This is a genomic window from Pseudarthrobacter niigatensis (assembly GCF_030812615.1).
In the GTDB taxonomy this organism is placed as follows: Bacteria; Actinomycetota; Actinomycetes; order Actinomycetales; family Micrococcaceae; genus Arthrobacter; species Arthrobacter niigatensis.
Window position 1 is genome coordinate 397,577 of the sequence record NZ_JAUSTB010000002.1, and the last position, 23,196, is coordinate 420,772.

Sequence of the window (23,196 nt, forward strand, 5' to 3'; positions counted from 1 at the left end):
GACCCGCTGGAAACAGGACGGGGAGGCATCCGCGCGCCATGAGGCAGCCGTAAACCCACTGATGGGGATGCCTGTCCAGTTATTTGGCGGGAATTTCAGGAGTTTCCGAACCTTGGGGCGCCGGAGGGTCGTTCCAGCCACCGATCGGGTCCTAGACTTTCCCCTATGACTGACGCCCAGACCACAGCCGGGAACAAACCGGACATCAAGCCCCGCAGCCGCGTCGTCACCGATGGCATCCATGCGGCCCCCGCCCGCGGCATGTTCCGGGCCGTTGGGATGGGTGATGACGACTTCGTGAAACCGCAGGTGGGCGTGGCCAGTTCCTGGAACGAGATCACCCCCTGCAACCTCTCGCTGAACCGGTTGGCCCAGGGCGCCAAGGAGGGTGTCCACGCGGGCGGCGGCTTCCCGATGCAATTCGGCACCATATCGGTGTCTGACGGGATCTCCATGGGCCACGAGGGCATGCACTTCTCCCTGGTATCCCGCGAAGTCATCGCCGACTCCGTCGAGACCGTCATGCAGGCCGAGCGGATCGACGGCTCCGTCCTGCTGGCCGGCTGCGACAAGTCCTTGCCCGGCATGCTCATGGCAGCGGCGCGGCTTGACCTTGCAAGCGTGTTCCTCTACGCCGGGTCCATCATGCCCGGCTGGGTCAAGCTGGAGGACGGCTCGGAAAAGGAAGTCACCCTCATTGACGCTTTCGAAGCGGTGGGCGCCTGCGCGGCCGGCAAGATGAGCATGGAGGACCTCACCCGCATTGAAAAGGCCATCTGCCCCGGCGAAGGCGCCTGCGGCGGGATGTACACGGCCAACACCATGGCCTGCATCGGCGAGGCCCTGGGCATGTCCCTGCCCGGTTCGGCCGCCCCGCCCTCGGCAGACCGCCGTCGTGATGAATTTGCCCGCAAGTCCGGTGAGGCCGTGGTCAACCTGCTGCGCCTGGGCATCACGGCCCGGGACATCATGACCAAGAAGGCCTTCGAAAATGCCATCGCCGTCACCATGGCGTTCGGCGGCTCCACGAACGCCGTCCTCCACCTGCTGGCCATCGCGCGGGAAGCCGAGGTCGAACTGAGCCTCGACGACTTCAACCGCATCGGCGACAGGATCCCGCACCTGGGCGACCTCAAGCCCTTCGGCCGCTACGTCATGACCGACGTCGACAGGATCGGCGGCGTGCCCGTCATCATGAAGGCCCTGCTCGACGCCGGCCTGCTGCACGGCGACTGCCTCACCGTCACGGGCAAGACCGTCGCCGAAAACCTCGACGCGATCAACCCGCCGGACGTTGACGGCAAGATCCTGCGCGCCCTGGACAACCCGATCCATAAAACCGGCGGCATCACCATCCTGCACGGCTCCCTGGCCCCGGAAGGCGCCGTGGTCAAGAGTGCAGGCTTCGACGCCGACGTCTTCGAGGGGACCGCCCGTGTTTTCGAACGGGAGCAGGGCGCCCTGGATGCCCTCGACAACGGCGGGATCAAGGCCGGCGACGTCGTCGTCATCCGCTACGAAGGTCCCAAGGGCGGGCCCGGCATGCGCGAAATGCTCGCCATCACCGGTGCCATCAAGGGCGCGGGACTCGGCAAGGACGTCCTGCTCCTCACCGACGGCCGCTTCTCCGGCGGCACCACCGGCCTGTGCATCGGCCACGTGGCACCGGAAGCGGTCGACGGCGGCCCCATCGCCTTCGTGCAGGACGGCGACAGGATCCGGGTGGACATCGCCGCGCGCACCTTTGACCTGCTGGTGGATGCGGCCGAGCTCGAGGCCCGCAAGGTGGGCTGGGAGCCGCTGCCGGCCAGGTACACCAAGGGTGTGCTCGCCAAGTACGCCAAGCTGGTCCACAGCGCCAGCCAGGGCGCCTACACCGGCTAGCAAGCCCTACGCTTAGTGGCTTGGCTTAATAAGGAAACTCCGAGGGGACCCAAGCGTTCGGCGTCCGCGCCGTACGCTTGGGGAAGGAGCCTCCGCCTGCCGCCTGTGCGGTTGGGCTTTGATCCTATGCTGCTGCGATAGGATCAAAGAGTGGACAATGACGTCCACATGGTGAGATGGGGTGGCCGCTCGTTGACACCCGTCTCGCCAAGAGGGAAAACTGAACGCATGACTTTCGTTACCGTCGGCATCGTCGTCGTCCTTACCAAGCGCGTGGCACATTAGCCCCTGGTAACGAAACAGTCACGCGCAAACCCCTCACCAAGCCGCCAGGCCGAGGGGTTTTTTTATTCCCACCGTTCCAAACCAGTTCCAAAACCAGAGAAGATCCACAAGGAAGAGTCCGATGAGCAAAGGATCGCCCATCAGCCCCTCGCTGATGGCCACCAAGTCCGCTGGAGCCTCCAAGGCTCCGGAACGCGCCGACCGGACGGCTGACCACGCCGCCGTCGTCGCCGACCTTGCTGCCGCCTCTCCTGTCCTTGGGCCGAACAACGTCGTACCCCCGACGGTGATGACCGGCTCGCAAGCAATCGTCCGCTCGCTCGAAGAACTCGGCGTCGACGACATTTTCGGTTTGCCTGGTGGCGCGATCCTGCCCACCTACGACCCCCTGATGGCCTCCACCATGAACCACGTGCTGGTCCGTCACGAACAGGGAGCCGGCCACGCCGCGCAAGGCTACGCCATGGTCACCGGGCGGGTTGGCGTCTGCATCGCCACCTCGGGCCCCGGGGCCACCAACCTCGTTACCGCCATCATGGATGCCCACATGGACTCCGTGCCCCTGGTGGCCATCACCGGCCAGGTTTCCAGCGGCGTGATCGGCACCGACGCCTTCCAGGAAGCCGACATCGTGGGTATCACGATGCCCATTACCAAGCACTCCTTCCTGGTAACGGACCCCAACGACATCCCGCACGTCATGGCAGAGGCCTTCCACCTGGCCTCCACCGGCCGCCCCGGTCCCGTGCTGGTGGACGTTGCCAAGGATGCCCAGGTGGGCCAGATGACTTTCTCCTGGCCCCCGAAAATCGACCTGCCGGGCTACCGGCCGGTGACCCGCGGCCACAACAAGCAGGTCCGCGAAGCGGCCAAACTCATTGCCGCCTCCACCAAGCCTGTCCTGTACGTGGGCGGCGGCGTGGTCAAGGCGCACGCCTCGGCCGAGTTGCTCGCCCTCGCCGAAGCCACCGGCGCGCCGGTGGTGACCACCCTGATGGCCAAGGGCGCGTTCCCGGACTCCCACCCGCAGCACGTCGGCATGCCCGGCATGCACGGCAGCGTTTCCGCCGTTACGGCCCTGCAGCAGTCCGACCTGCTCATCACGCTCGGCGCGCGCTTCGATGACCGCGTTACCGGCGTGCTGAAGACCTTCGCGCCCAACGCCAAGGTCATCCACGCCGACATCGATCCTGCGGAAATTTCCAAGAACCGCACCGCTGACGTTCCCATCGTTGGGTCCGTCAAGGAGATCATCCCGGAACTGACCGAGGCCGTGCGCAGCCAGTTCGAGGCTTCCGGAACCCCGGACCTCACCACCTGGTGGGCTTTCCTGAACAACCTCAAGGAAACCTACCCGCTGGGCTGGACGGAACCGGACGACGGATTGATCGCACCGCAGAAGGTCATCAAGCGGATCGGTGAGCTGACCGGCCCCGACGGAGTGTACGTGGCAGGCGTCGGCCAGCACCAGATGTGGGCCGCCCAGTTCATCAAGTACGAACGCCCGCACGCCTGGCTGAACTCGGGCGGCGCCGGCACCATGGGATACGCCGTCCCGGCGGCCATGGGCGCGAAGGTGGGCAACCCGGACCGCGTGGTCTGGGCCATCGACGGTGACGGCTGCTTCCAGATGACCAACCAGGAGCTGGCCACCTGCGCCATCAACAAAATCCCCATCAAGGTGGCTGTTATCAACAACTCCTCGCTGGGCATGGTGCGGCAGTGGCAGACCCTCTTCTACGAGGGCCGCTACTCCAACACCGACCTCAATACCGGCCATGACACGGTCCGCATCCCGGATTTCGTCAAGCTGGGGGAGGCCTATGGCTGCGCGTCGTTCCGGGTTGAACGCGAGGAAGACATCGATGCCACCATCCAGAAGGCCCTCGAAATCAACGACCGCCCCGTGGTCATCGACTTCGTGGTGAGCCCCAACTCCATGGTGTGGCCAATGGTGCCCGCCGGCGTGAGCAACGACCAGATCCAGGTTGCCCGCAACATGACCCCGGAATGGGAAGAGGAAGACTGAGCATGACCCGCCACACACTTTCCGTCCTGGTTGAGGACAAGCCCGGCGTCCTGACCCGCGTGGCCAGCCTCTTTGCCCGCCGCGCCTTCAACATCAACTCCCTGGCCGTTGGCCCCACCGAAGTGCCGGGCGTGTCCCGCATGACGGTGGTGGTCGACGCCGACGGCGACCTGATCGAACAGGTCACCAAGCAGCTCAACAAGCTGGTGAACGTCATCAAGATCGTTGAGCTCACCCCCGAATCTTCCGTACAGCGCGACCACATCCTGGTCAAGGTACGTGCGGATGCCGCAACACGCCTGCAGGTAACCCAGGCCGCAGACCTGTTCCGCGCCTCAGTGGTCGACGTATCCACCGACTCCGTCGTCATCGAGGCCACCGGCCATCCCGAAAAGCTCACAGCCCTGCTTTCAGTGCTGGAGCCCTTCGGCATCCGCGAAATTGTGCAGTCCGGCACCCTGGCCGTTGGACGGGGATCCCGCTCCATGAGTGACCGGGCGCTCCGCTCCGCCTAGGCGTTGCCTCCAGGCGGGACCACGCGCCCGTAACCGCAGCACCGCAAGACCACTATCTACAACCACTCAAGAGGAGTTACGCAAGTGACTGAAATGTTTTACGACGATGACGCCGACCTGTCGATCATCCAGGGCCGCAAGGTTGCCATCGTTGGCTACGGTTCCCAGGGCCACGCCCACGCGCTCAACCTGCGCGATTCCGGCGTCGAGGTCGTCATCGCGCTGAAGGACGGCTCCAAGTCGACCGCCAAGGCCGAGGACGCCGGCTTCACGGTCAAGAACGTCGCCGACGCCGCCGAATGGGCCGACGTCATCATGATCCTGGCACCGGACCAGCACCAGCGCGCCATCTACAACGACTCCATCAAGGACAAGCTGACCCCCGGCAAGGCACTGGCCTTCGCCCACGGCTTCAACATCCGCTTCGGCTACATCCAGGCTCCGGAGGGCGTCGACGTCATCCTGATCGCCCCGAAGGCTCCGGGCCACACCGTGCGCCGCGAGTTCGAAGCCGGCCGCGGCATCCCGGACATCATCGCCGTGGAGCAGGACGCATCCGGCAACGCCTGGGAGCTGGCCAAGTCGTACGCCAAGGCCATCGGCGGCACCCGCGCCGGCGTCATCAAGACCACCTTCACCGAAGAGACCGAAACGGACCTCTTCGGTGAGCAGGCCGTACTGTGCGGCGGTGTTTCCCAGCTGGTCCAGTACGGTTTTGAGACCCTCACCGAAGCCGGCTACCAGCCGCAGATCGCCTACTTCGAGGTACTGCACGAGCTCAAGCTCATCGTCGACCTCATGTGGGAAGGCGGCATCGCCAAGCAGCGCTGGAGCGTCTCCGACACGGCAGAATACGGCGACTACGTCTCCGGCCCGCGCGTCATCACCCCCGAGGTGAAGGAAAACATGAAGGCCGTCCTGGCCGACATCCAGTCCGGCGCGTTTGCCAAGCGCTTCATCGAGGACCAGGACAACGGCGCCGTCGAGTTCAAGGAACTGCGCGCCAAGGCCGAGCAGCACCCCATCGAGGCCGTTGGCCGCGAGCTGCGCTCCCTGTTCTCCTGGCAGCAGCAGGACGTGGACTACGTGGAAGGCTCCGCGGCCCGCTAAGGCTGCCGCGCCACCGCTTTTACCCAAATGGTGAGGCCGGGTTCACACTTAACAATGTGAGCCCGGCCTTTCCGTCCGCCTAGACTTGTTTCCATCCCCAGGACTGCAACGCAGAGGATCAGCCGTGTCAAAACCCGTAGTACTGCTCGCCGAAGAACTTTCCCCCGCCACCGTCGAGGCCCTTGGCCCGGACTTTGAAATCCGACAGACCGACGGCGCAGACCGTTCCCAGCTGCTCTCGGCGATCAGCGACGTAGACGCCATCCTGGTCCGCTCCGCCACCCAGGTGGACGCCGAAGCGATCGCCGCGGCCAAGAACCTGAAGGTCATCGCGCGCGCCGGGGTGGGCCTGGACAATGTGGACATCAAGGCCGCAACCCAGGCAGGCGTGATGGTGGTCAACGCCCCCACGTCCAACATCGTGTCCGCCGCCGAACTCACCGTGGGCCACATCCTCAGCCTGGCCCGCCACATCCCGCAGGCCAGCGCCGCCCTCAAGGACGGCGAATGGAAGCGCTCCAAGTACACCGGCATCGAACTGTTCGAAAAGAAGATCGGCATCATCGGCCTGGGCCGCATCGGCGCCCTGGTGGCAGCCCGCCTCAAGGGCTTCGACACCAAGATCCTTGCCTACGATCCCTACATCACGTCCGCCCGTGCCGCGCAGCTCGGCGTGCAGCTGGTCACCCTGGACGAACTCCTGGCACAGTCCGACTTCATCACCATCCACATGCCCAAGACCCCCGAGACCGTGGGCATGCTGGGCGCGGACGCGTTCAAGAAGATGAAGTCGACCGCCTACGTGGTCAACGTCGCCCGTGGCGGCCTCGTCGATGAAGAAGCACTCTTCACGGCCCTGCAGGACGGCGAAATCGCCGGTGCCGGCGTGGACGTCTTCGCCAAGGAACCCAGCACCGACCTGCCGTTCTTCAAGCTCGACAACGTCGTGGTCACCCCCCACCTGGGCGCCTCCACGGACGAAGCACAGGAAAAGGCCGGCGTCTCCGTGGCCAAGTCCGTCCGCCTGGCCCTCGCGGGCGAGCTCGTGCCGGACGCCGTCAACGTCGCCGGCGGCGTCATCGCCCCCGACGTCCGCCCGGGCATCCCGCTGATCGAGAAGCTGGGCCGCATCTTCACTGCCCTGACCCACGCCTCCCTGACCCAGTTCGACGTCGAAGTTGCCGGCGAAATCTCCTCGCTCGACGTCAAGGTGCTTGAACTCGCCGCGCTGAAGGGCATCTTCGCCGATGTGGTGACCGAGCAGGTCTCCTACGTCAACGCACCCGTCATCGCCGAGCAGCGCGGCATCAATGTCCGCCTCATCACCACCCCCGACACTGAGTCGTACCGCAACGTCCTGACCCTGCGCGGCGCCCTCAGCGACGGCAGCCAGATCTCCGTGGCGGGCACCCTGACCGGCCCCAAGCAGATCGAGAAGCTGGTGGGCATCAACGGGTTCGAGGTGGAAATCCCCATCAGCGAGCACCTCGTGGTGGTTGCCTACACCGACCGGCCGGGCGTGATCGGAACCATCGGCCACATCCTGGGCATGAACAACATCAACATCGCCGGCATGCAGGTTGCGCGCTCCGATGAGGGCGGCAAGGTCCTCGCCCTGCTGACCATCGACAGCTCCGTTCCGCAGCAGGTGCTGGACGCCATCAAGGCAGGTATCGGCGCCGAGATGGTCCGGGAAGTGGACCTGGAAGACTAGCGCGACACACCGGCCGAAACGCCGTAGCCGCTCCTCCGCGGGGGTATGACCCGGCGGATCCACGTATGATTGGCCGGTCTGCTTACAATGGCTGGGTCCTTATTCAGGACCGTAGCCGGCAGGCCGGCCAATACCTTTTGCACATCCGTCCGTCATTGCCCACGCCTGCCCGGGGGACGGAAGTGCGCGCACGCAATCCAGGTTTCAGGGAGTTCCATGAACGCCGTCCAGAGGTTCATCAGAAGCAGGGTGCTGCTGTTGACCGCGGCCATCTTGATCGCAGCCATGTGCTTGTCGGTCGTCGTCCAAAGCCAGTCACAGGCTGCGCTCAACCGGACGGTCGATGAAAACTCGAGGGGGCTCTACGACATCCTGGTCCAGGCCAAGGCGCCCTCCGGGGCGCTTCTGCAGCCCGAAATCGCCAACGGCGCGGGCGGCATCGGCTTCGACCAGCTGGACTCCATCCGGAAGCTGTCCGGCACGTCCGTGGCTGCCCCCATCAGCCTGGTCTCGCGCGTCACCCAGAACCTGGAGACGCCCCGCCTCGACGCCATGGATTACCTGGGCTACAACGCCGGACTGGCCGGCACCGCCACGGCGGACCAGGCCGCCGGCGCCACCGCCCCGGACAAGTGGCCGGCAGCGGAGTCCGTCCTGACCGATGCCGCCAAGAAGTACCGCCTCACCGCCAGCGCCGTGAGCTCCGACGGGAACTCCGAGCAAACCCTGTTCAAGACCACGGCCGAGGGCACGCTGGGCAAGGCGAAGCTCGTCGAGGAGAAGGCCGCCGGCGGCAGCAGCATCCGCATCGCCGCGCCGGCAGGGGAGACGGGCATCAAGTTCCCTGCGCCCGCCGGCGGGTCCGAGCACAACCTCTTCAACCTCTCCGTGGCACTCCCGATGGCCCCCGAGGTCACCGAATCCGTCGTGGCCGTGGACCCTGCCGCCGAGCGGGCGCTCCTCGGTTCCGCCGGCGACTTCCTGGCTCCGCTGGAGAAGGCGCCGCCGGCTGATGCCCGCGACGCCGGCGCCGTGGGCCGCTACCTGGAAGGCCTCTTCACGAGCGGCATCAGCATGGACCAGCTCAAGGAAGGCCCCGACTTCCTGGGCGTTAAGCTCAAGTACTGGGCGCCCCTGATGACCCAGTACCAGCAGGCCAAGCGCAACGGCCAGCTGACCACCGGTTCGCAGGCGGTACCGCTGATCGTGCGCTCCGGCACCTCGCTGGACCTCAAGTACAACGTCAAGATCGAGGAAATTGACGACGCCGGCAAGGTCGTCAAGGACGTCGGCACCGTCTCGAAATCCCTGGGCAAGGATTACCTGCCGTTTGTTTCCAAGGACCCCTTCGTGTTGTCCTGGCCGGGTTCGACCGACCACTCCTCGCTGCTGGGCGCCACCGGCAACTTCAACCCGGGCCTGTACACTCCGGCCAAGTGGAGCACCAATTTCGCCGGCGCCCCCAAGTACACAGACGGAGACACCGCGTCCAACGGTGCCGTGGACAAGACGGCAGTTCCCGGGGATTGGGTCACCGTCAACCGACTTCCCGACAAGGCGTCCAACGGCGCGCCGGTCGACCAGACCCAGCGCAATCCGGTTGACGAGCGGTCCTACCGCGACAACCTGCCCACCGGCCAGCAGCAGTCTGCGCAGCCGCTGCCCATGGTCTACGGTACGTTCGACCCCGCCGCGGTGGAGGCCGCCTCCGGCGACGTCAACAAGCTGCCGCTGGGCGGCTACGATCCCACCCCGTTTACCCTGACAAAGGACGCCTCCGGCAAGGACGTTCCAGCCGCGGAGCTGAAGCCGTCGCTCAGCGCCACCGGACTGGCCAGCCAGTCCGCCGGTGCCATCACGGACTTCTACGGACTCGCCGCCGCGCGCGGCTACAAGCAGAACGCCGCCGTCATCGATGCCGTCCGCGTCCGCGCCAAGGCGCCGGGCAGCTGGAAGGACGCCCAGCCTGAGGTGGAGAAGCTCGCCGCGCAGATCCGGGACATGGGCCTTGACGCCACCGTGGTGGCGGGTTCCGCCCGTGAGGACACCAGCATCTTCGTTCCCGGCTACTCCAAGGACGGCGCCGGAAAGGAATCGGCTCTCGGCACGGTCCAGCAGTCCTGGGTCCGCCAGAACTCCGCGGAGGCCGTGGCGGGGGCACTTTCGGGAACCAACATCACCCTCCTGTTCCTGACGCTGTGCGGGGCGGCACTCCTCACCGGCGCCTCGACTGTGAGCTACATCCGTAAACGCCGCAGTGAGGCCGGAACCCTGCGGGCCATGGGCTGGACCCAGCGCCGGATCCGAAGCTGGGTACTCGAGGAATTCGGCGTCGGGGCCGTGCTGCTTGCCGCCGCGGGCATCGTGCTGAGCCTGCTGAGCTGGAGCCTGGCCACCGCACTGGTGTGCGCCGCCGTCCTGGTGCTCTACTGTGCTGCAGCGCTGTTCGCCGCCCGGCAGCTGCGCCACCGCGACGTGATCGACCAGGAACCGCAGCACGACGAACGCCTCATCCCCGTCGATTCGCCGCTCACCTTCGCCAACCGGCAGCTGAGCACCAACAAGTTCAACACCTTGTCGCTCGCCGTCGCGGTCGGTGTCTTCGGCGCGGCAGTGGGCGGCCTGATTGCCCTCCTGATCGACATTCCCCGCGCCGCCGGTGCCAGCGCATTGAGCGGCCTGGCCGCCGCCAGCGTGACGCTCCCAAGCATCCTGCTGGCACTGTCCGGCGTGGCAGTGGGGCTGGTCCTGACCCTGGTGACGGGCCGGTTCGAGCTCAACGCCAAACGCCAGTACCTGGGCATCCTCCAGGCCATGGGCTGGAACCCGGACATGCTCCGCCAGGTGCGGTTGTTCGAGAACGCGCTGGTGGGAACCGTGGCCCTGCCGCTGGGCGTGCTGGGCGCCCTGGGCATCGGCCTGCTGCTGGCCCCCTACGCAGCCATCTGGGCTGCAATAGCCGGGCTGGTGGCTGTAATTTGCTGGATACCGATTGCAACGAAAGTGGTCCAATGACAAACCCGACGAACGTCCAGCGCAGCCGCAGGAGCGGCTCCAACGAGGTCCCCCTGCAGACCCGGGCCAACACCATCGTCAAGTCGGCTGACCACGCCACCCCGCTGGAGATGCGCGACATCACCATCCGCTACGGCGGCGGCAAGGGCGGCGCCGAAGCCGTGAGCGTGGTGGAAGGCTTCGACCTGACCCTGCACGCCGGCGAGATGCACTGCGTCGCCGGCCGAAGCGGTTCCGGCAAGACCAGCATCCTGACCGTCGGCGCGGGCCTTACCTTGCCGACGTCGGGACGCGTCTTCTGGGAAGGCGATTCCCTCGAAAGCATGGGCGACGACGAAATCGCCGACCGCCGTCGTGCCCTGATCGGTTACGTGGATCAGGGCGGTGCCCTGATCGACGGCATGAGCGCCCTGGAGAACGTCCTCCTGCCTGCCGTTCCCGACGGCGAGGTGGACCAGCGCCGCGACATGGCCAAGGACCTGCTGGACCTGGTGGGCCTGGGCCGCCGCATGCGGCACCGTCCCGCCCAGCTCTCCGGCGGTGAGCGGCAGCGCGTGGCCATTGCCCGGGCCCTGATCCTCGGCACCCGGGTCCTGGTGGTGGATGAGCCCACCGCCTCCCTGGACCGTGCCTCCGCCAACCGCATCATCAGCATCCTGAAGGACACCACCTCCGACGGCATCGCCGTCCTGGTGGCCTCCCACGACCACGAGCTGGTCCGCCTGAGCGATACCCTGACAGAACTGATCTAGTCCGCCCACCCCGCACCGAAGGTAACCGTCCGCACCGTGACTGCTCCAGAGAAAACGCCGTTCTACATCACCACGGCCATCACCTACCCCAACGGCGTACCGCACATCGGGCACGCCTACGAGTACATTGCCACCGACGCCATGGCGCGCTTCAAGCGGCTGGACGGCTATGACGTGATGTTCCTGACCGGCACCGACGAGCACGGCATGAAAATTGCCCAGACCGCGGAGAAGGAAGGCATCACGCCCAAGGAACTGGTGGACCGGAACGCAGAGGTCTACAAGGCTGCGCACTCCGACCTGGGCATCAGCTACGACCGCTTCATCCGCACCACCGACGAAGACCACTACGCGGCCTCGCAGGCCATCTGGAAGAAGATGGAAGCCAACGGCGACATCTACCTCGACAAATACGAGGGCTGGTACTCCGTGCGGGACGAGGCCTTCTACGCCGAGGATGAGACGGTGGTGAAGGACGACGGCGTGCGCTACTCGAAAGAGACGGACACCGAGGTGACGTGGACGGCGGAGGAGAGCTACTTCTTCCGGCTCTCCGCCTACCAGGACAAGCTGCTGGCACTGTATGAATCCCACCCGGAGTTCGGCGCACCCCAGTACCGGTTCAACGAGGTCATCAGCTTCGTCAAGCGCGGCCTGGAGGACCTGTCCATCAGCCGGACCACGTTCGACTGGGGCGTTCCCGTGCCCGGCAACGACAAGCACGTCATGTATGTCTGGGTGGATGCGCTGACCAACTACCTCACGGGCGTCGGCTACCCGGATGTGGACTCGGAGAAGTTCCGGAAGTACTGGCCCGCCGACGTCCACATCATCGGCAAGGACATCTCCCGGTTCCACGCCATCTACTGGCCCGCCTTCCTGATGAGTGCCGGGCTGGAACTGCCCAAGCGCGTGATGATCCACGGCTTCCTGCACAATAACGGGGTCAAGATGTCCAAGTCCCTGGGCAACGTGGTGGCGCCGGCGGACTTCGTGGCCCGCTACGGCCTGGACCAGGTGCGGTTCTTCTTCCTGCGCGAGGTCCCGTTCGGCGCCGACGGCAGCTACAACCACGAGGCCATCGTGGGCCGGATGAACGCGGACCTCGCGAACAACTTCGGCAACCTGGCCCAGCGGTCCCTGTCCATGGTGGCGAAGAACTGTGACGCCGCGGTACCCACCCCCGGGGAGTTCGCGGCTGCAGACCAGGCCATCCTTGATCAGGCCAACGGCCTGCTGGACGCCGCCCGCGCCGCCTTCGACAAGCAGGAGTTCAGCCGGGCCCTGGAGGCAATTTGGGGCGTCCTGCACCACACCAACGCCTACTTCGCCGAGCAGGCGCCCTGGGTGCTGCGGAAGACCGACGTCGAGCGCATGGACACCGTGCTCTACGTGACGCTGGAGGTCCTGCGGATCGTGGCCATCCTGGCGCAGCCGGTCATGCCCGGCGCATCCGCCAAGCTGCTGGACGCGCTGGGCCAGGCCGACGGCGGGGCCAGGCAGTTCACGGCAATCGCCACCCCCATCGTGCCCGGCACCGCACTGCCCGCCCCCGCCCCCGTCTTCCCGAAGTTCGAGGAACCTGCCGAAGCCTGAGGTTTCGGCGCGCGCAGAGGGGCAGGTGCCGCGGGTTTCCGCGGCACCTGCCCCTTTTCCGTTCCGGGAGCCTTGGGAGCCGAGGCCGCTAGGCGGCGGCGAGCCCCTGGACGGGTGACAGCCGTGCCGCCCGCCGGGCAGGAATGACCGACGCGAGCAGGCCGGCGACGACGGCCACCGCCAGCACGCCCAGCAGTTGCAGCCAGGGGACGGAAGGCGTGACCTCGGCCAGGCTGCCGAGGGCAGACCTGGCGCCCAGCCACCCGTACAGGGTTCCCAGCGCAGCCCCGAGCAGCGCCGCGACGCCGGCCACCAGGGCCGCTTCAAGGGCAAGCATCCCCCGCAACTGGCCTTTGGTGAGGCCCAGCGCCCGGAGCAGGGAGTTCTCCCTGGTCCGTTCGAGCACGGACAGCGACAGGGTGTTTGCCACCCCGATCAGTGCGATCAGCACTGCCACCCCCAGCAGGCCGGTCACCACCAGGAGCAGTACGTCGATGACTTCATTGAAGGTGACGCGTTCTATGGCGGCACCACTGACGGCTCCGACGGACACGCCTGCTGCCCCGGCAACAGCGGACTGGATGTCCCTGATCCGGTCCGCGGACAGCGGCCCGTTGGCCGGAGCGTCCGCAAGGCGCAGCCAGATGGCGCTTGCCGCCGGTCCGGTGACATCGGTTCCTGCGGTGTCTGCTGAGGAAACTCCCCGCAGCGGGCCAAACCGGCGGGCGGTGTCGGTGGACACCAGGGCCGGGATGTTGCGGGTCCGCAGCACCACGGCTTCCAAAGTGACCGTTCCGGCAGTGCCGTTGACCTCAACGGAGCCGGCCGGGGAGCCTTCCGGCAGGTAGATCCTGCCTGGCTCCAGGGTGATCGTCGTGTCACGGAGCAACTGGCCGGCCTCCGCCGCGTCAAGGGCGTAGACGGGACCTTCCATGTCCCCGGCGCGCATGGTGCCTGCTGCCGGCAGCAGGGCTGCAGCTGCGACGCCGTCCACCCGTGCTGCTGCGTCACGCCCAGCGTCTGTCAGTGCATCCCCGGTAAGGGCCATATCCACGGGGTAAGTCCCGGCGAGGGCGTCGTCAAATGCCTGGCGGGCCGTGGCGGCTCCGGTCATCATCAGGGATACGAGCGTGACGCCGATCAGCAGGGCGGCAGCAGTGACGGAGGTCCGGGCCGGGTTGCGGACGGCATTGAGCGCTGCCAGCTTCCCGGGTACGCCTGCAGGGGCAGCCAGCCCTCCCGCGAGGCCCACCAGCCGCGGCACGAACAGGGTGGCGCAGAGCAGGACTCCGACGAACGACAGCACGCCGCCGGCAAAAGCCACCACCAGCATCACGGCCGCGGCGCCGAACGCCAGCAGCGGGACGCCGAGGGCCAGGGCGCCAAGGCCCAGGACCAGCCGCACGCGGCCGCGCCGGTTCCCGATTCCGGCATCGTCAGCCGGCCGGAGTGCAGCAAGCGGAGCCACGGCCGTGGCCGCCTTCGCCGGAACCAAGGCGGCGCCCACGGTCAGCAAAGTACCCACTGCCAGCCCCGCGATGACGGATGACGGCGGGACGGCCATGGTGGCAAAGGCCATGTCCGGCTGCATTCCGGCCCAGCCGATCAGGGCTGCCATCAGGCCAACCGCGGCGAGCACGCCCGCCGCGGACGACACCAGGCCCACCACCAGGGCTTCGGCCAGGACCGAGCTGCGAACCTGGCTCCGGCCCGCGCCCAGGCACCTGAGCAGCGCCAGTTCCCTGGTGCGCTGCGCCACCAGCACCGCGAAGGTGTTGGACACCACCAGGCCGGAGACCAGCAAGGCCACGCCCGCGAAAGCCAGCAGGATGATTGTCAGTTCGTCCTGGCCTCCGGTCATCATCGCCACCTGGGCGGTAACCTGCTCGTCCGCGGTTTTGACCTGGGCGCCGGTGCCGGCGACCGCAAGGGCTGCCAGTACGTTCCGGCCGGCTTCGGCGGCGTCCGCACCCGGGGCCAGGGCGAGCTGGATGCTCCCGTATCCGGCGGCATCGCCCGTCCCGGCTCCCGGGCCCGGTGTGCCCGCTGCCAGGGCGCTGACGGCCGGTGTCCCCGCGAGGACCTGGGGGAGGGCAGAGGCGAAGGGGTCGTTGCTGCCGCGCAGGATCCCGGTCACGGTCATCGCCACCGTTACCGCGCCGTCCGGCCCCCTGAGGAGCAGTGGGTCGCCGACCTGCAGCCCGTAGCGGGCGGCCGTGGCCCCGTCCACGGCGACGCCGTCAGCACGTTCCGGAAGAACGCCGTCGGTCACGGCGGCGGTTTCCAGGGCTGCAGGCGCAAGGTTCCGGGCCTGGGCGGACACCTCCTGGCCGGCGGCGGTGAACTCCGCATAGGCCTGCAGCCGGCCGTAGGCCTCCGTCACGCCAGGCACGGCACGGACCGCTGCCAGCGCGGCATCATCGAAGGTCCCCGTGTCCGGGAGCGCGACGAGTCCTGCCTTGCTGTAGGCCTCGCCGAGGCTGGCGCCCAGCGACGCCCGGGTGCTGGCCCCAACCATCAGGGTGGTGGACAGGAAAGCCACTGACAGCATCACTGCCAGGCCGACGGCAATGAACCGGCGGCTGTGGGACTGGAATTGCGAGAGGGCAACGCGCAGCATGCTCAGCCTCCCAGCTTGCCGAGCGCAGCGAGGACGGACCCGGCTGTGGGCTCGGCGATCTCGCCTACCAGGCCGCCGTCACTCATCAGGACCACCCGGTCGGCGTAGCTGGCCGCCACCGGATCGTGGGTGACCATGATGATCGTCTGGCCCATTTCCCGGCTGCTGCGGCGCAGCAGTGCCAGGACCTCGCCACCAGCCGTTGAATCAAGGTTGCCGGTGGGTTCATCCCCAAACACGACGTCGGGCCGGGTCAGCAGGGCCCGGGCCACGGCCACCCGCTGCTGCTGGCCGCCGGAAAGCTCGTGCGGCCGGTGCCGGAGCCTGTCCCTAAGGCCAAGCGTGGCAACCACCGTGTCGAACCAGGCGGTATCGGTGGCCTTGTTTGCCAGTGCCAGCGGCAGGGTGATGTTTTGTTCAGCGGTCAGGGTGGGCACGAGGTTGAAGGCCTGGAAGACGAAACCGATCCGGTCGCGGCGAAGCGTGGTGAGCTGCTTGTCGTTTAAGGCCGTGATGTCCGTCCCACCCACCAGGATCTGGCCGGAGTCGGCGGTGTCCAGGCCGGCGAGGCAGTGCATCAGGGTCGACTTGCCTGAGCCGGAGGGTCCCATGATGGCGGTGAAGCGGCCTGCGGCGAAGTTGACGCTGACCTCGCGCAGGGCGCTGACCCTGGTAGCGCCGCGGCCGTAGTTCCTGGTGAGGGACAGCGCCTGGACGGCGGGGGAGGAAGCGGCGTTTTCCCTGTTCAAAGCAGGGTGGGCATGCATGGAAGTTGTCATGGTTCCACGCTATGGCGGGCCACCGTGCCGGGGGATCGCCCGGTGGTCTGGTCCTGCCGGCGGCGGGCTCATACCCAGGTCTGACCTTGGTGCTGCGGGAACTACCCTCCGGGGGTGACCACGCCGGTCTCGTAGGCGATCACGACAGCCTGGACCCGGTCCCGCGCCCCCAGTTTGGCCAGGATATGCCCCACGTGGGTTTTGACGGTCGCTTCGGAGACGAACAGGCCTGCCGCGATCTCAGGATTGGAACGCCCATGTGCCATGAGCGTGAACACTTCGCGCTCACGGGCCGTGAGCCGTGCGACGGCCGCGTATTCTTCGGGGCGTTCGTTGCCCTGGGCGCGCAGCAGCGGCGCGACGTGGTCCAGGAGCCGGCGGGTGGTGGAGGGTGCGATGACGGCGTCGCCGCGGTGCACCGTCCGGATGGCGTCCAGCAGTTCCTCCGGCGGAGCGTCCTTGAGCAGGAAGCCGCTGGCTCCGGCCTGGATGGCAGCCAGCGCATACTCGTCCAGGTCGAACGTTGTCAGGACGACAACGCGAAGGTCAGCCCTGGCGGACCCGGCAGGAGCGGCAGCGGCGCGTTCCATGAGCTGGCGGGTGGCTTCAATGCCATCCATCCCGGGCATGCGTACATCCATCAGGACAACGTCGGCGGCTGCCGCGCCGAGGGCCTGGAGTGCTTCGAGGCCGTTGCCCGCCTCGGCCACGACGTCAAGGTCCGGCTGGGAATTGATCAGCATGCCCAATCCCGAGCGCACGAGTTGCTGGTCATCGACCAGCGCCACCCGGATCGGGGACGCAGCGTCGCGTTCTACTGTCAATGTCATGCTCAAGCCTCTGTGTAGGGGAGGAAGGCCGAAACCTGAAAGCCCCCGCCAGCGGCCGGGCGGGCCACCAAGGAACCATCGTAAAGGTTGATGCGCTCCCGCATGCCCCGCAGCCCGTTACCTCCGTCCCCGCCACTTGCCGCGGGATCGGCAGATGCGCCCCGGCCGTCGTCGTGCACGTCGATCTGGAGCCCCCGCTGCTGCCACCGGACCGAAACCCGGGCCCGGGCCAGCGGGCCTGCATGTTTGAGGACGTTGGTCAGGGATTCCTGGAGGACCCGGTACGCCGTGAGTTCGGCGCCCGCCGGCAGGGTGCGCCGCGGCGATCCCAGCTGTTCGATGTCCAGCGGCAGTCCGGCCGCGCGGAACCCCTGGAACAGGTCATCAAGGTCCGCAAGCCCGGGCAACGGGCGGGTGGTGGATTCATCGCCGTGCCGCAACACGCCCAGCAAACGGCGCATTTCCGCCAGCGATGTCCGTGCCGTGGCAGCGACGGTGGCCAGCGTTTCCGTGGCCACGGCCGGGTTGGCCGCCGCGGCGTACCGTGCTCCGTCGGACTGGGTGATGATTACGGACAGGGAATGCGCCACGATGTCGTGCATTTCACGGGCAATGTGGGCGCGTTCATCGGCGGCGGCCAGCGAGCGTTCCTGCTGTTGTTCGATTTCGAGCCGGCGGGCACGGTCCGCGAGGGTCTGAAGTTGCTGGCGGCGCACGCGTGTCAGGTCCCCCAGGGTCCAGCTGAACAGGACCAGCATCCAGATCAGGACGGTGTACACGGCGCTGATGGTGAGGCCCAGCACGCCGGTCTGGGCTGTGCTGCTGAGGTTTCGGCTGGTCAGCAGGACCCCGCCCAGCAAGCCCAGGACCAGGACCGACCGGCTGGCCCAGGCAGGACCATAGGCGGCAACGGCATAGATGATCAGCGGAACAGCCACCAATCCCGCCAGGGGCTCCAGCCCGGTTGCCCACAACGCCAGGGATGCCAGTAAAGTGGCGCCGGCTGCAGGCACCGGCCTGGTGCGCCGCCATGCCAGCGGCACCACCAGGGCGCTGGACAGCACGAAGTGCCAGGGGCGGTCTGCCATGAGGTATACCGGGCCGCAGAAAAGCAGGAGCGCCAGCATGAAGACCAGGTCCACCCGAAAAGTGTTAACCCGGAGCCAGTGATAAACCTTGTGCCGTAACTCCACCCCGGAACTCTATGCTGTTGCGGTGGCGGGTGCCTCATACCTGGGGCTGATCTCGCTCCGCTTGTTGCCTTCCACCGGCGACTCAGGACCAGGTGTCCGAAATGTGGGACGGTTTGCCCACCATATGGATGACTTGGCTACCCTGAAAATATGAGCAAATCCTCCATCGATCTTGCAGTTATTCCGGGCGACGGCATCGGCCCCGAAGTCATCGCCGAGGCCCTCAAAGTCCTGGAAAAGGCTGTGGCGGCGGAGGGCGTGGAGCTCCAGCCGACCCACTACGAACTCGGCGCCGAGCACTGGCTTGCCACGGGCGAGACCCTGCCGGACGAGGTCCTCGCAGACCTTAAGACACGCGATGCCATCCTCTTCGGCGCGGTGGGTGCCGCCCCCGGCGATACCCGCATTCCGTCCGGCATCATCGAGCGCGAACTGCTCCTCAAGCTCCGGTTCAGCCTGGACCACTACGTCAACCTGCGGCCTTCCCGGCTCTACGGAACCGTCGGCAGCCCCCTGGCCAACCCCGGCACCATCGACTTCATCGTGGTCCGCGAAGGAACCGAAGGGCCATACGTGGGCAACGGCGGCACGCTCCGGGCGGGCACCCCGCATGAAGTAGCCACGGAAGTTTCCTTGAACACCGCCCACGGCGTAGAGCGCGTGGTCCGCGACGCGTTCCGCCGTGCCAGCCTGCGGGAACGCAAGCACGTCACCCTGGTGCACAAGCACAACGTCCTGGTCTTCGCAGGGCACCTGTGGAAGCGCACCGTCGAAGCCGTGGCCCAGGAATTCCCTGAGGTCACCCACGACTACCTCCACGTGGATGCCGCCACCATCTTCATGGTCACGGACCCGTCCCGCTTCGACGTCATCGTCACCGACAACCTGTTCGGCGACATCATCACGGACCTCGCTGCCGCCATCACCGGCGGCATCGGCCTGGCGGCCTCCGGCAACATCAACATGGACCGGACCGCGCCGTCCATGTTCGAGCCGGTCCACGGTTCGGCGCCGGACATCGCCGGCCAGGGCAAGGCCGACCCCACCGCCGCCATCCTCTCCGCGGCACTCCTGCTGGACCACCTGGGGTACGCAGAAGCCGCACGCCGGATCGAAGCCGCTGTGGTTGCGGACGTCGAAAAGCGCGATGGCAAGGCCCGCAGCACCAGCGCCGTCGGCGACGCCATCGCCGCGGGACTCTAGCCCACGCCGGGGGCCCCGGCTTCGGGCGTAAGCTTGACTCGAATCACCAAATGCCGCCTCGCCGTTCAGCGCTGAACCCCGGGGCGGCCGATCGTGGAGGAACCATGACTCAGACCGCCCATGGCGTCGAATTCACCCGGCAGCCCTCGGAGAACCCGAAGTCCGCCGAAGAGCGTGCAGCCATCCTGGCAAACCCGGGATTCGGCAACTACTTCACCGACCACACCGCCATCGTCGACTACAGCGTGGACGCGGACGGCAACGGCGGCTGGCACGATGCCCGGATCGAACCGTACGGCCCGATCGTCCTCGACCCTTCCGCTGCCGTATTCCACTACGGCCAGGAGATCTTCGAAGGACTCAAGGCCTACCGGCACGCCGACGGCTCCGTCTGGACCTTCCGCCCCGAGGCCAACGCGGCGCGGCTGAACAAGTCTGCCCGCCGCCTTGCCCTGCCCGAACTGCCGGCCGAATACTTCCTTGGCGCCATCCGTGAACTGGTTGCCGTGGACAAGGAATGGGTGCCCTCCGGTGACGGCGAAGCCCTGTACCTGCGGCCCTTCATGATCGCCACCGAGGCCTTCCTGGGTGTCCGGGCCGCCCGTGAAGTGTCCTTCCGGGTGATCGCCTCGCCGGCCGGCAACTACTTCGGCGGGGAGCTCAAGCCCGTCTCCATCTGGATCTCGCGCCATTACGCCCGTGCAGGCCGCGGCGGCACCGGCGACGCCAAGTGCGGCGGCAACTACGCGGCCTCGCTGATCGCCCAGCAGGAGGCGGAGGCCAACGGCTGCAAGCAGGTGCTGTTCCTGGACCAGGCCAACGACAACGCCGTGGAAGAGCTGGGCGGCATGAATGTGTTCTTCGTCATGAAGGACGGCTCCCTGGCCACGCCCGCCCTCACCGGCACCATCCTCGAAGGCGTTACCCGGATGTCAGTGATCCAGGTGGCCAAGGACATGGGCCGCGAGGTGGCGGAGCGGAAGATCACCCTGGACGAATGGCGCGACGGCGTGGCCTCCGGGGACATCACCGAGGTCTTCGCCTGCGGCACGGCCGCGGTGATCACCCCCATCGGGGTCCTGAAGGACGCCACCGAGTTCATCGGTTCCGAGGACGCCAGGGCCGGCCAGGTCACCATGGCCATCCGCGGGAAGCTCCTGGGCATCCAGACCGGCGCAGAGCCGGATACCCACGGCTGGCTCACCCGGCTGGCCTAGTTTCAAGCTTCAACGCACGACGGCGCCTGCCGGACTTTGGTCCGGCAGGCGCCGTTTTGTGTTCCTTCCGGCGGCAGGATGTCAGCGGCGCGCGGCTTTCCGCGCAGCGTTCTTCATGGCTTTGCGGGACACGGGCTTGAGTGCCTTCCGGGCCGCCTCTTCCGCCAAGGCCCTGTTGCGCCGGGCGTCGATGAGGTCGTTCCAGAGCGTGGTGGCGAAGACGCCGCCGTCCTGGGCGTAGACGTCGTAGGGGTAGCCGGCGTACACGGAGGGGGTGGTGCCGCTGCTGAACAGGTCCTTGCCGTTGGCCTTGGCGACGGCGTCGCCAATGGCCCAGGTCCGGGTCAGGTGGCTGGTGAGGTTCTCCTGCACGAACACACTGGCATCGCTGGACCGGGAAGCCTCTTCCAGCAGCGTCTCCAGATCCGCCGCCAGCAGCGCCGAGCCGGCCTGGTCCGCGGGAGCGGAGGCATCGGCCAGTTCCGCGGCGACGCTGCCGACGGCATCGGTCCAGTCCCGGGTTTCCCGGAACTTCTTCCACGTGGGGAACCAGATGATGCTGCCCGTGGCGTGGTTGTGGATGTGCAGCAGCCCCGTGGCCTTTTCGGTGGCCGAATGGTCGTGGCCGTCGGCGTCCGCCTGGGCGAGAAGGTCTGTCAGTGATGCTGTGCTCATGGGTGGTGTCCGGCTTCCTGCTGGAGATCGTGGTGCTGTCCTTGGTGCCAACCCGAAGCTCGTGCCGTTCTATTCCGCTGCCGGGGATGTGAGGGGCTGGGGAGGACCAGCCGTTGATGCAAGGATGGGTCAGTGACTTTCCATCCCGGCCCGGTCCTGCAGCGGAGCAGCGCGCTTACGCAATTCTTCCTTGCCCCCAATCCGGGCCCCATGAGTTTGGACGGCACCAACTCCTACCTCCTGCGCGCCCCCGGCCAGTCCGCCGTCGTGGTGGTTGACCCAGGACCCGACGATGAACCGCACCTGCAGGCACTGGCCGGTGCCGGCGTCGTCGAACTGATCCTGGTGACCCACCGGCATGCGGACCACACCGCGGGGTCCGCGCGCCTGCACGGGCTCACCGGCGCACCAGTCCGCGCAATGGATGCCAACCACTGCCATGGCGGGGGAGAACCCCTGGCGTCCGGGGAAGTTATCCGGGCGGCAGGGCTGGAGATATTGGTGGCAGCCACGCCGGGCCACACCTCCGACTCCGCCTGTTTCCACCTGCCGGCGGACGGGCAGCACGGGTCTGTGCTCACGGGAGACACCATCCTTGGCCGGGGGACCACCGTGCTGGACTATCCGGACGGGACGCTGGGCGATTACCTCGCCTCCCTGGACCTGCTGGAGTCCCTGGGGCCTGCCACGGTACTTCCTGCGCACGGCCCGGTGCTGGCGTCCCTGGAGTCTGCGGCCCGCGGCTATCGGGCGCACCGGGAGGAGCGGCTGGCGCAGATCCGTGCCGTGCTTGACCGGCTGGGCCGGGACGCGTCCATAGGGGAGGTGGCTGACGCCGTCTATGCCGACGTCGGCCCTTCCGTCCGGCGTGCGGCCGAACTGTCCGTGGCAGCGCAGCTTTCCTACCTGCGCGGCGGCGGAAGCGAAGGGCGGCCCGCCCTGCGGGGACGGTAGGGTAGGAGCCATGCGTATTGCCAGGTTTGTCGTCGATTCCGATCCCCTGTACGGCGTTGTGGAAGGTGAGCCAGGCAGTGAGGAAATCACTGTCATCCACGGCGACCCCTTCTTCAACGGTGTGGAGCGCACGTCCGTGCGCCACAAGCTGGAGGACGTCCGGCTGCTTGCACCCATCATTCCGCGCAGCAAGGTGATCGGCGTGGGCCGGAACTTCGTGGAGCACGCCCATGAGCTCGGCAATGAGGTACCTGCCCAGCCGTTGCTGTTCCTGAAGCCGAACACCGCAGTCGTTGGTCCCAATGATCCCGTAGTGCTGCCGGAGTTCTCCGAGGAAGTCTCCTTCGAAGCTGAGCTGTGCGTGGTGATCGGCCGCATCTGCAAGGATGTGCCGGAAGACCGCGTGGACGACGTCATCTTCGGCTACACCTGCGGCAACGACCTCACTGCCCGTGACGTGCAGAAAACCGACCTGCAGTGGACCCGCGCCAAGGGCTTCGACACCTCCGCCCCGCTGGGTCCCTGGATCGAGACCGACCTGGACACGGAGGACCTGCAGATCCAGGGCCGGCTCAACGGCGAGGTGCGCCAGGACGGCAGCACCAGCCAGATGATCCGTGGCGTGCGGGAACTGGTCTCCGTAGTGTCGCAGGCCTTCACCCTGCTGCCCGGCGACGTGATCATGACCGGCACGCCGGCCGGCGTGGGGCTGGTCAAGGAGGGCGACCGCTTCGAGGTGGAAATCGAGGGCATCGGCCGGCTGTCCAACCCGATCGTCCGCCGCTAGCACCCTACCCGAGGTCGGAAAGCGGGGCCCGGCGGGGC

17 protein-coding genes are annotated in these 23,196 nt (G+C 67.1%); 12 read left to right on the top strand and 5 right to left on the bottom strand.

Annotation, left to right across the window (positions count from 1 at the left end; genetic code table 11):
* Nucleotides 1-165 precede the first annotated feature (165 nt).
* From ilvD to metG, 8 genes are all read left to right on the top strand, one after another.
* Entirely contained in the window at nt 166-1,884 is a 1,719-nt protein-coding gene (gene ilvD / locus J2T23_RS04900) for a dihydroxy-acid dehydratase (RefSeq protein WP_307357664.1), read from the top strand.
* A gap of 406 nt (nt 1,885-2,290) precedes the next feature.
* The gene (locus J2T23_RS04905) at nt 2,291-4,198 is read left to right on the top strand and encodes an acetolactate synthase large subunit (RefSeq protein WP_141160109.1); all 1,908 of its coding nucleotides are present in this window, start codon (nt 2,291-2,293) and stop codon (nt 4,196-4,198) included.
* A gap of 2 nt (nt 4,199-4,200) precedes the next feature.
* Nucleotides 4,201-4,713, top strand: a complete 513-nt coding sequence (gene ilvN, locus J2T23_RS04910) for an acetolactate synthase small subunit (RefSeq protein ID WP_141160110.1) — start codon at nt 4,201-4,203, stop codon at nt 4,711-4,713.
* Nucleotides 4,714-4,797: 84 nt separating this feature from the next.
* Nucleotides 4,798-5,823: a ketol-acid reductoisomerase gene (gene ilvC / locus J2T23_RS04915; protein ID WP_141160111.1), complete on the top strand. Its 1,026-nt coding sequence runs from the start codon at nt 4,798-4,800 to the stop codon at nt 5,821-5,823.
* A 124-nt stretch (nt 5,824-5,947) separates the two neighbouring features.
* Complete coding sequence (serA, locus tag J2T23_RS04920; protein WP_141160112.1) at nt 5,948-7,537, top strand: phosphoglycerate dehydrogenase; 1,590 nt, start codon at nt 5,948-5,950, stop codon at nt 7,535-7,537.
* Nucleotides 7,538-7,753: 216 nt separating this feature from the next.
* Entirely contained in the window at nt 7,754-10,552 is a 2,799-nt protein-coding gene (locus tag J2T23_RS04925; RefSeq protein ID WP_307357667.1) for an ABC transporter permease, read from the top strand.
* Nucleotides 10,549-11,304 (top strand): ABC transporter ATP-binding protein, encoded by a 756-nt coding sequence (locus tag J2T23_RS04930; protein WP_141160114.1) that lies wholly within the window; start codon nt 10,549-10,551, stop codon nt 11,302-11,304. Before J2T23_RS04925 ends, J2T23_RS04930 begins: the two co-directional genes overlap by 4 nt.
* Nucleotides 11,305-11,340: 36 nt before the next feature.
* The gene (gene metG, locus J2T23_RS04935) at nt 11,341-12,900 is read left to right on the top strand and encodes a methionine--tRNA ligase (protein ID WP_307357669.1); all 1,560 of its coding nucleotides are present in this window, start codon (nt 11,341-11,343) and stop codon (nt 12,898-12,900) included.
* Nucleotides 12,901-12,988: 88 nt separating this feature from the next.
* Here metG and J2T23_RS04940 read toward each other — a convergent pair whose 3' ends face one another.
* From J2T23_RS04940 to J2T23_RS04955, 4 genes are all read right to left on the bottom strand, one after another.
* The gene (locus J2T23_RS04940) at nt 12,989-15,520 is read right to left on the bottom strand and encodes an FtsX-like permease family protein (RefSeq protein WP_307357671.1); all 2,532 of its coding nucleotides are present in this window, start codon (nt 15,518-15,520) and stop codon (nt 12,989-12,991) included.
* Between the two features lie 2 nt (nt 15,521-15,522).
* Complete coding sequence (locus tag J2T23_RS04945) at nt 15,523-16,299, bottom strand: ABC transporter ATP-binding protein (RefSeq protein WP_307357673.1); 777 nt, start codon at nt 16,297-16,299, stop codon at nt 15,523-15,525.
* 101 nt (nt 16,300-16,400) lie between these two features.
* Entirely contained in the window at nt 16,401-17,129 is a 729-nt protein-coding gene (locus J2T23_RS04950; protein ID WP_307357675.1) for a response regulator, read from the bottom strand.
* Nucleotides 17,130-17,131: 2 nt separating this feature from the next.
* Nucleotides 17,132-18,322 (bottom strand): sensor histidine kinase, encoded by a 1,191-nt coding sequence (locus J2T23_RS04955; protein ID WP_307357677.1) that lies wholly within the window; start codon nt 18,320-18,322, stop codon nt 17,132-17,134.
* 150 nt (nt 18,323-18,472) lie between these two features.
* On the opposite strand from J2T23_RS04955, the gene J2T23_RS04960 reads away from it, so the two are divergent.
* Both J2T23_RS04960 and J2T23_RS04965 read left to right on the top strand, forming a co-directional pair.
* Complete coding sequence (locus J2T23_RS04960; RefSeq protein WP_307357679.1) at nt 18,473-19,525, top strand: 3-isopropylmalate dehydrogenase; 1,053 nt, start codon at nt 18,473-18,475, stop codon at nt 19,523-19,525.
* A 104-nt stretch (nt 19,526-19,629) separates the two neighbouring features.
* Nucleotides 19,630-20,742, top strand: a complete 1,113-nt coding sequence (locus J2T23_RS04965; RefSeq protein ID WP_141181789.1) for a branched-chain amino acid aminotransferase — start codon at nt 19,630-19,632, stop codon at nt 20,740-20,742.
* Nucleotides 20,743-20,823: 81 nt separating this feature from the next.
* Here J2T23_RS04965 and J2T23_RS04970 read toward each other — a convergent pair whose 3' ends face one another.
* Complete coding sequence (locus J2T23_RS04970) at nt 20,824-21,417, bottom strand: hypothetical protein (RefSeq protein ID WP_307357682.1); 594 nt, start codon at nt 21,415-21,417, stop codon at nt 20,824-20,826.
* 132 nt (nt 21,418-21,549) lie between these two features.
* Here J2T23_RS04970 and J2T23_RS04975 point away from each other — a divergent pair, with 132 nt between their 5' ends.
* Both J2T23_RS04975 and J2T23_RS04980 read left to right on the top strand, forming a co-directional pair.
* A complete protein-coding gene (locus J2T23_RS04975; RefSeq protein ID WP_307357684.1) occupies nt 21,550-22,371 on the top strand; it encodes an MBL fold metallo-hydrolase in 822 nt (273 codons plus the stop codon).
* Between the two features lie 10 nt (nt 22,372-22,381).
* Entirely contained in the window at nt 22,382-23,158 is a 777-nt protein-coding gene (locus J2T23_RS04980; protein ID WP_056335278.1) for a fumarylacetoacetate hydrolase family protein, read from the top strand.
* Nucleotides 23,159-23,196: the final 38 nt, after the last annotated feature.

Bases quoted from the DNA above. Each gene is read 5' to 3' on its own strand.
- ilvD (WP_307357664.1), top strand. From the start codon at position 166: ATGACTGACGCCCAGACCACAGCCGGGAACAAACCGGACATCAAGCCC.
- J2T23_RS04905 (WP_141160109.1), top strand. From the start codon at position 2,291: ATGAGCAAAGGATCGCCCATCAGCCCCTCGCTGATGGCCACCAAGTCC.
- ilvN (WP_141160110.1), top strand. From the start codon at position 4,201: ATGACCCGCCACACACTTTCCGTCCTGGTTGAGGACAAGCCCGGCGTC.
- J2T23_RS04925 (WP_307357667.1), top strand. From the start codon at position 7,754: ATGAACGCCGTCCAGAGGTTCATCAGAAGCAGGGTGCTGCTGTTGACC.
- J2T23_RS04930 (WP_141160114.1), top strand. From the start codon at position 10,549: ATGACAAACCCGACGAACGTCCAGCGCAGCCGCAGGAGCGGCTCCAAC.
- J2T23_RS04940 (WP_307357671.1), bottom strand. From the start codon at position 15,520: ATGCTGCGCGTTGCCCTCTCGCAATTCCAGTCCCACAGCCGCCGGTTC.
- J2T23_RS04945 (WP_307357673.1), bottom strand. From the start codon at position 16,299: ATGACAACTTCCATGCATGCCCACCCTGCTTTGAACAGGGAAAACGCC.
- J2T23_RS04950 (WP_307357675.1), bottom strand. From the start codon at position 17,129: ATGACATTGACAGTAGAACGCGACGCTGCGTCCCCGATCCGGGTGGCG.
- J2T23_RS04960 (WP_307357679.1), top strand. From the start codon at position 18,473: ATGAGCAAATCCTCCATCGATCTTGCAGTTATTCCGGGCGACGGCATC.
- J2T23_RS04965 (WP_141181789.1), top strand. From the start codon at position 19,630: ATGACTCAGACCGCCCATGGCGTCGAATTCACCCGGCAGCCCTCGGAG.
- J2T23_RS04970 (WP_307357682.1), bottom strand. From the start codon at position 21,417: ATGAGCACAGCATCACTGACAGACCTTCTCGCCCAGGCGGACGCCGAC.
- J2T23_RS04980 (WP_056335278.1), top strand. From the start codon at position 22,382: ATGCGTATTGCCAGGTTTGTCGTCGATTCCGATCCCCTGTACGGCGTT.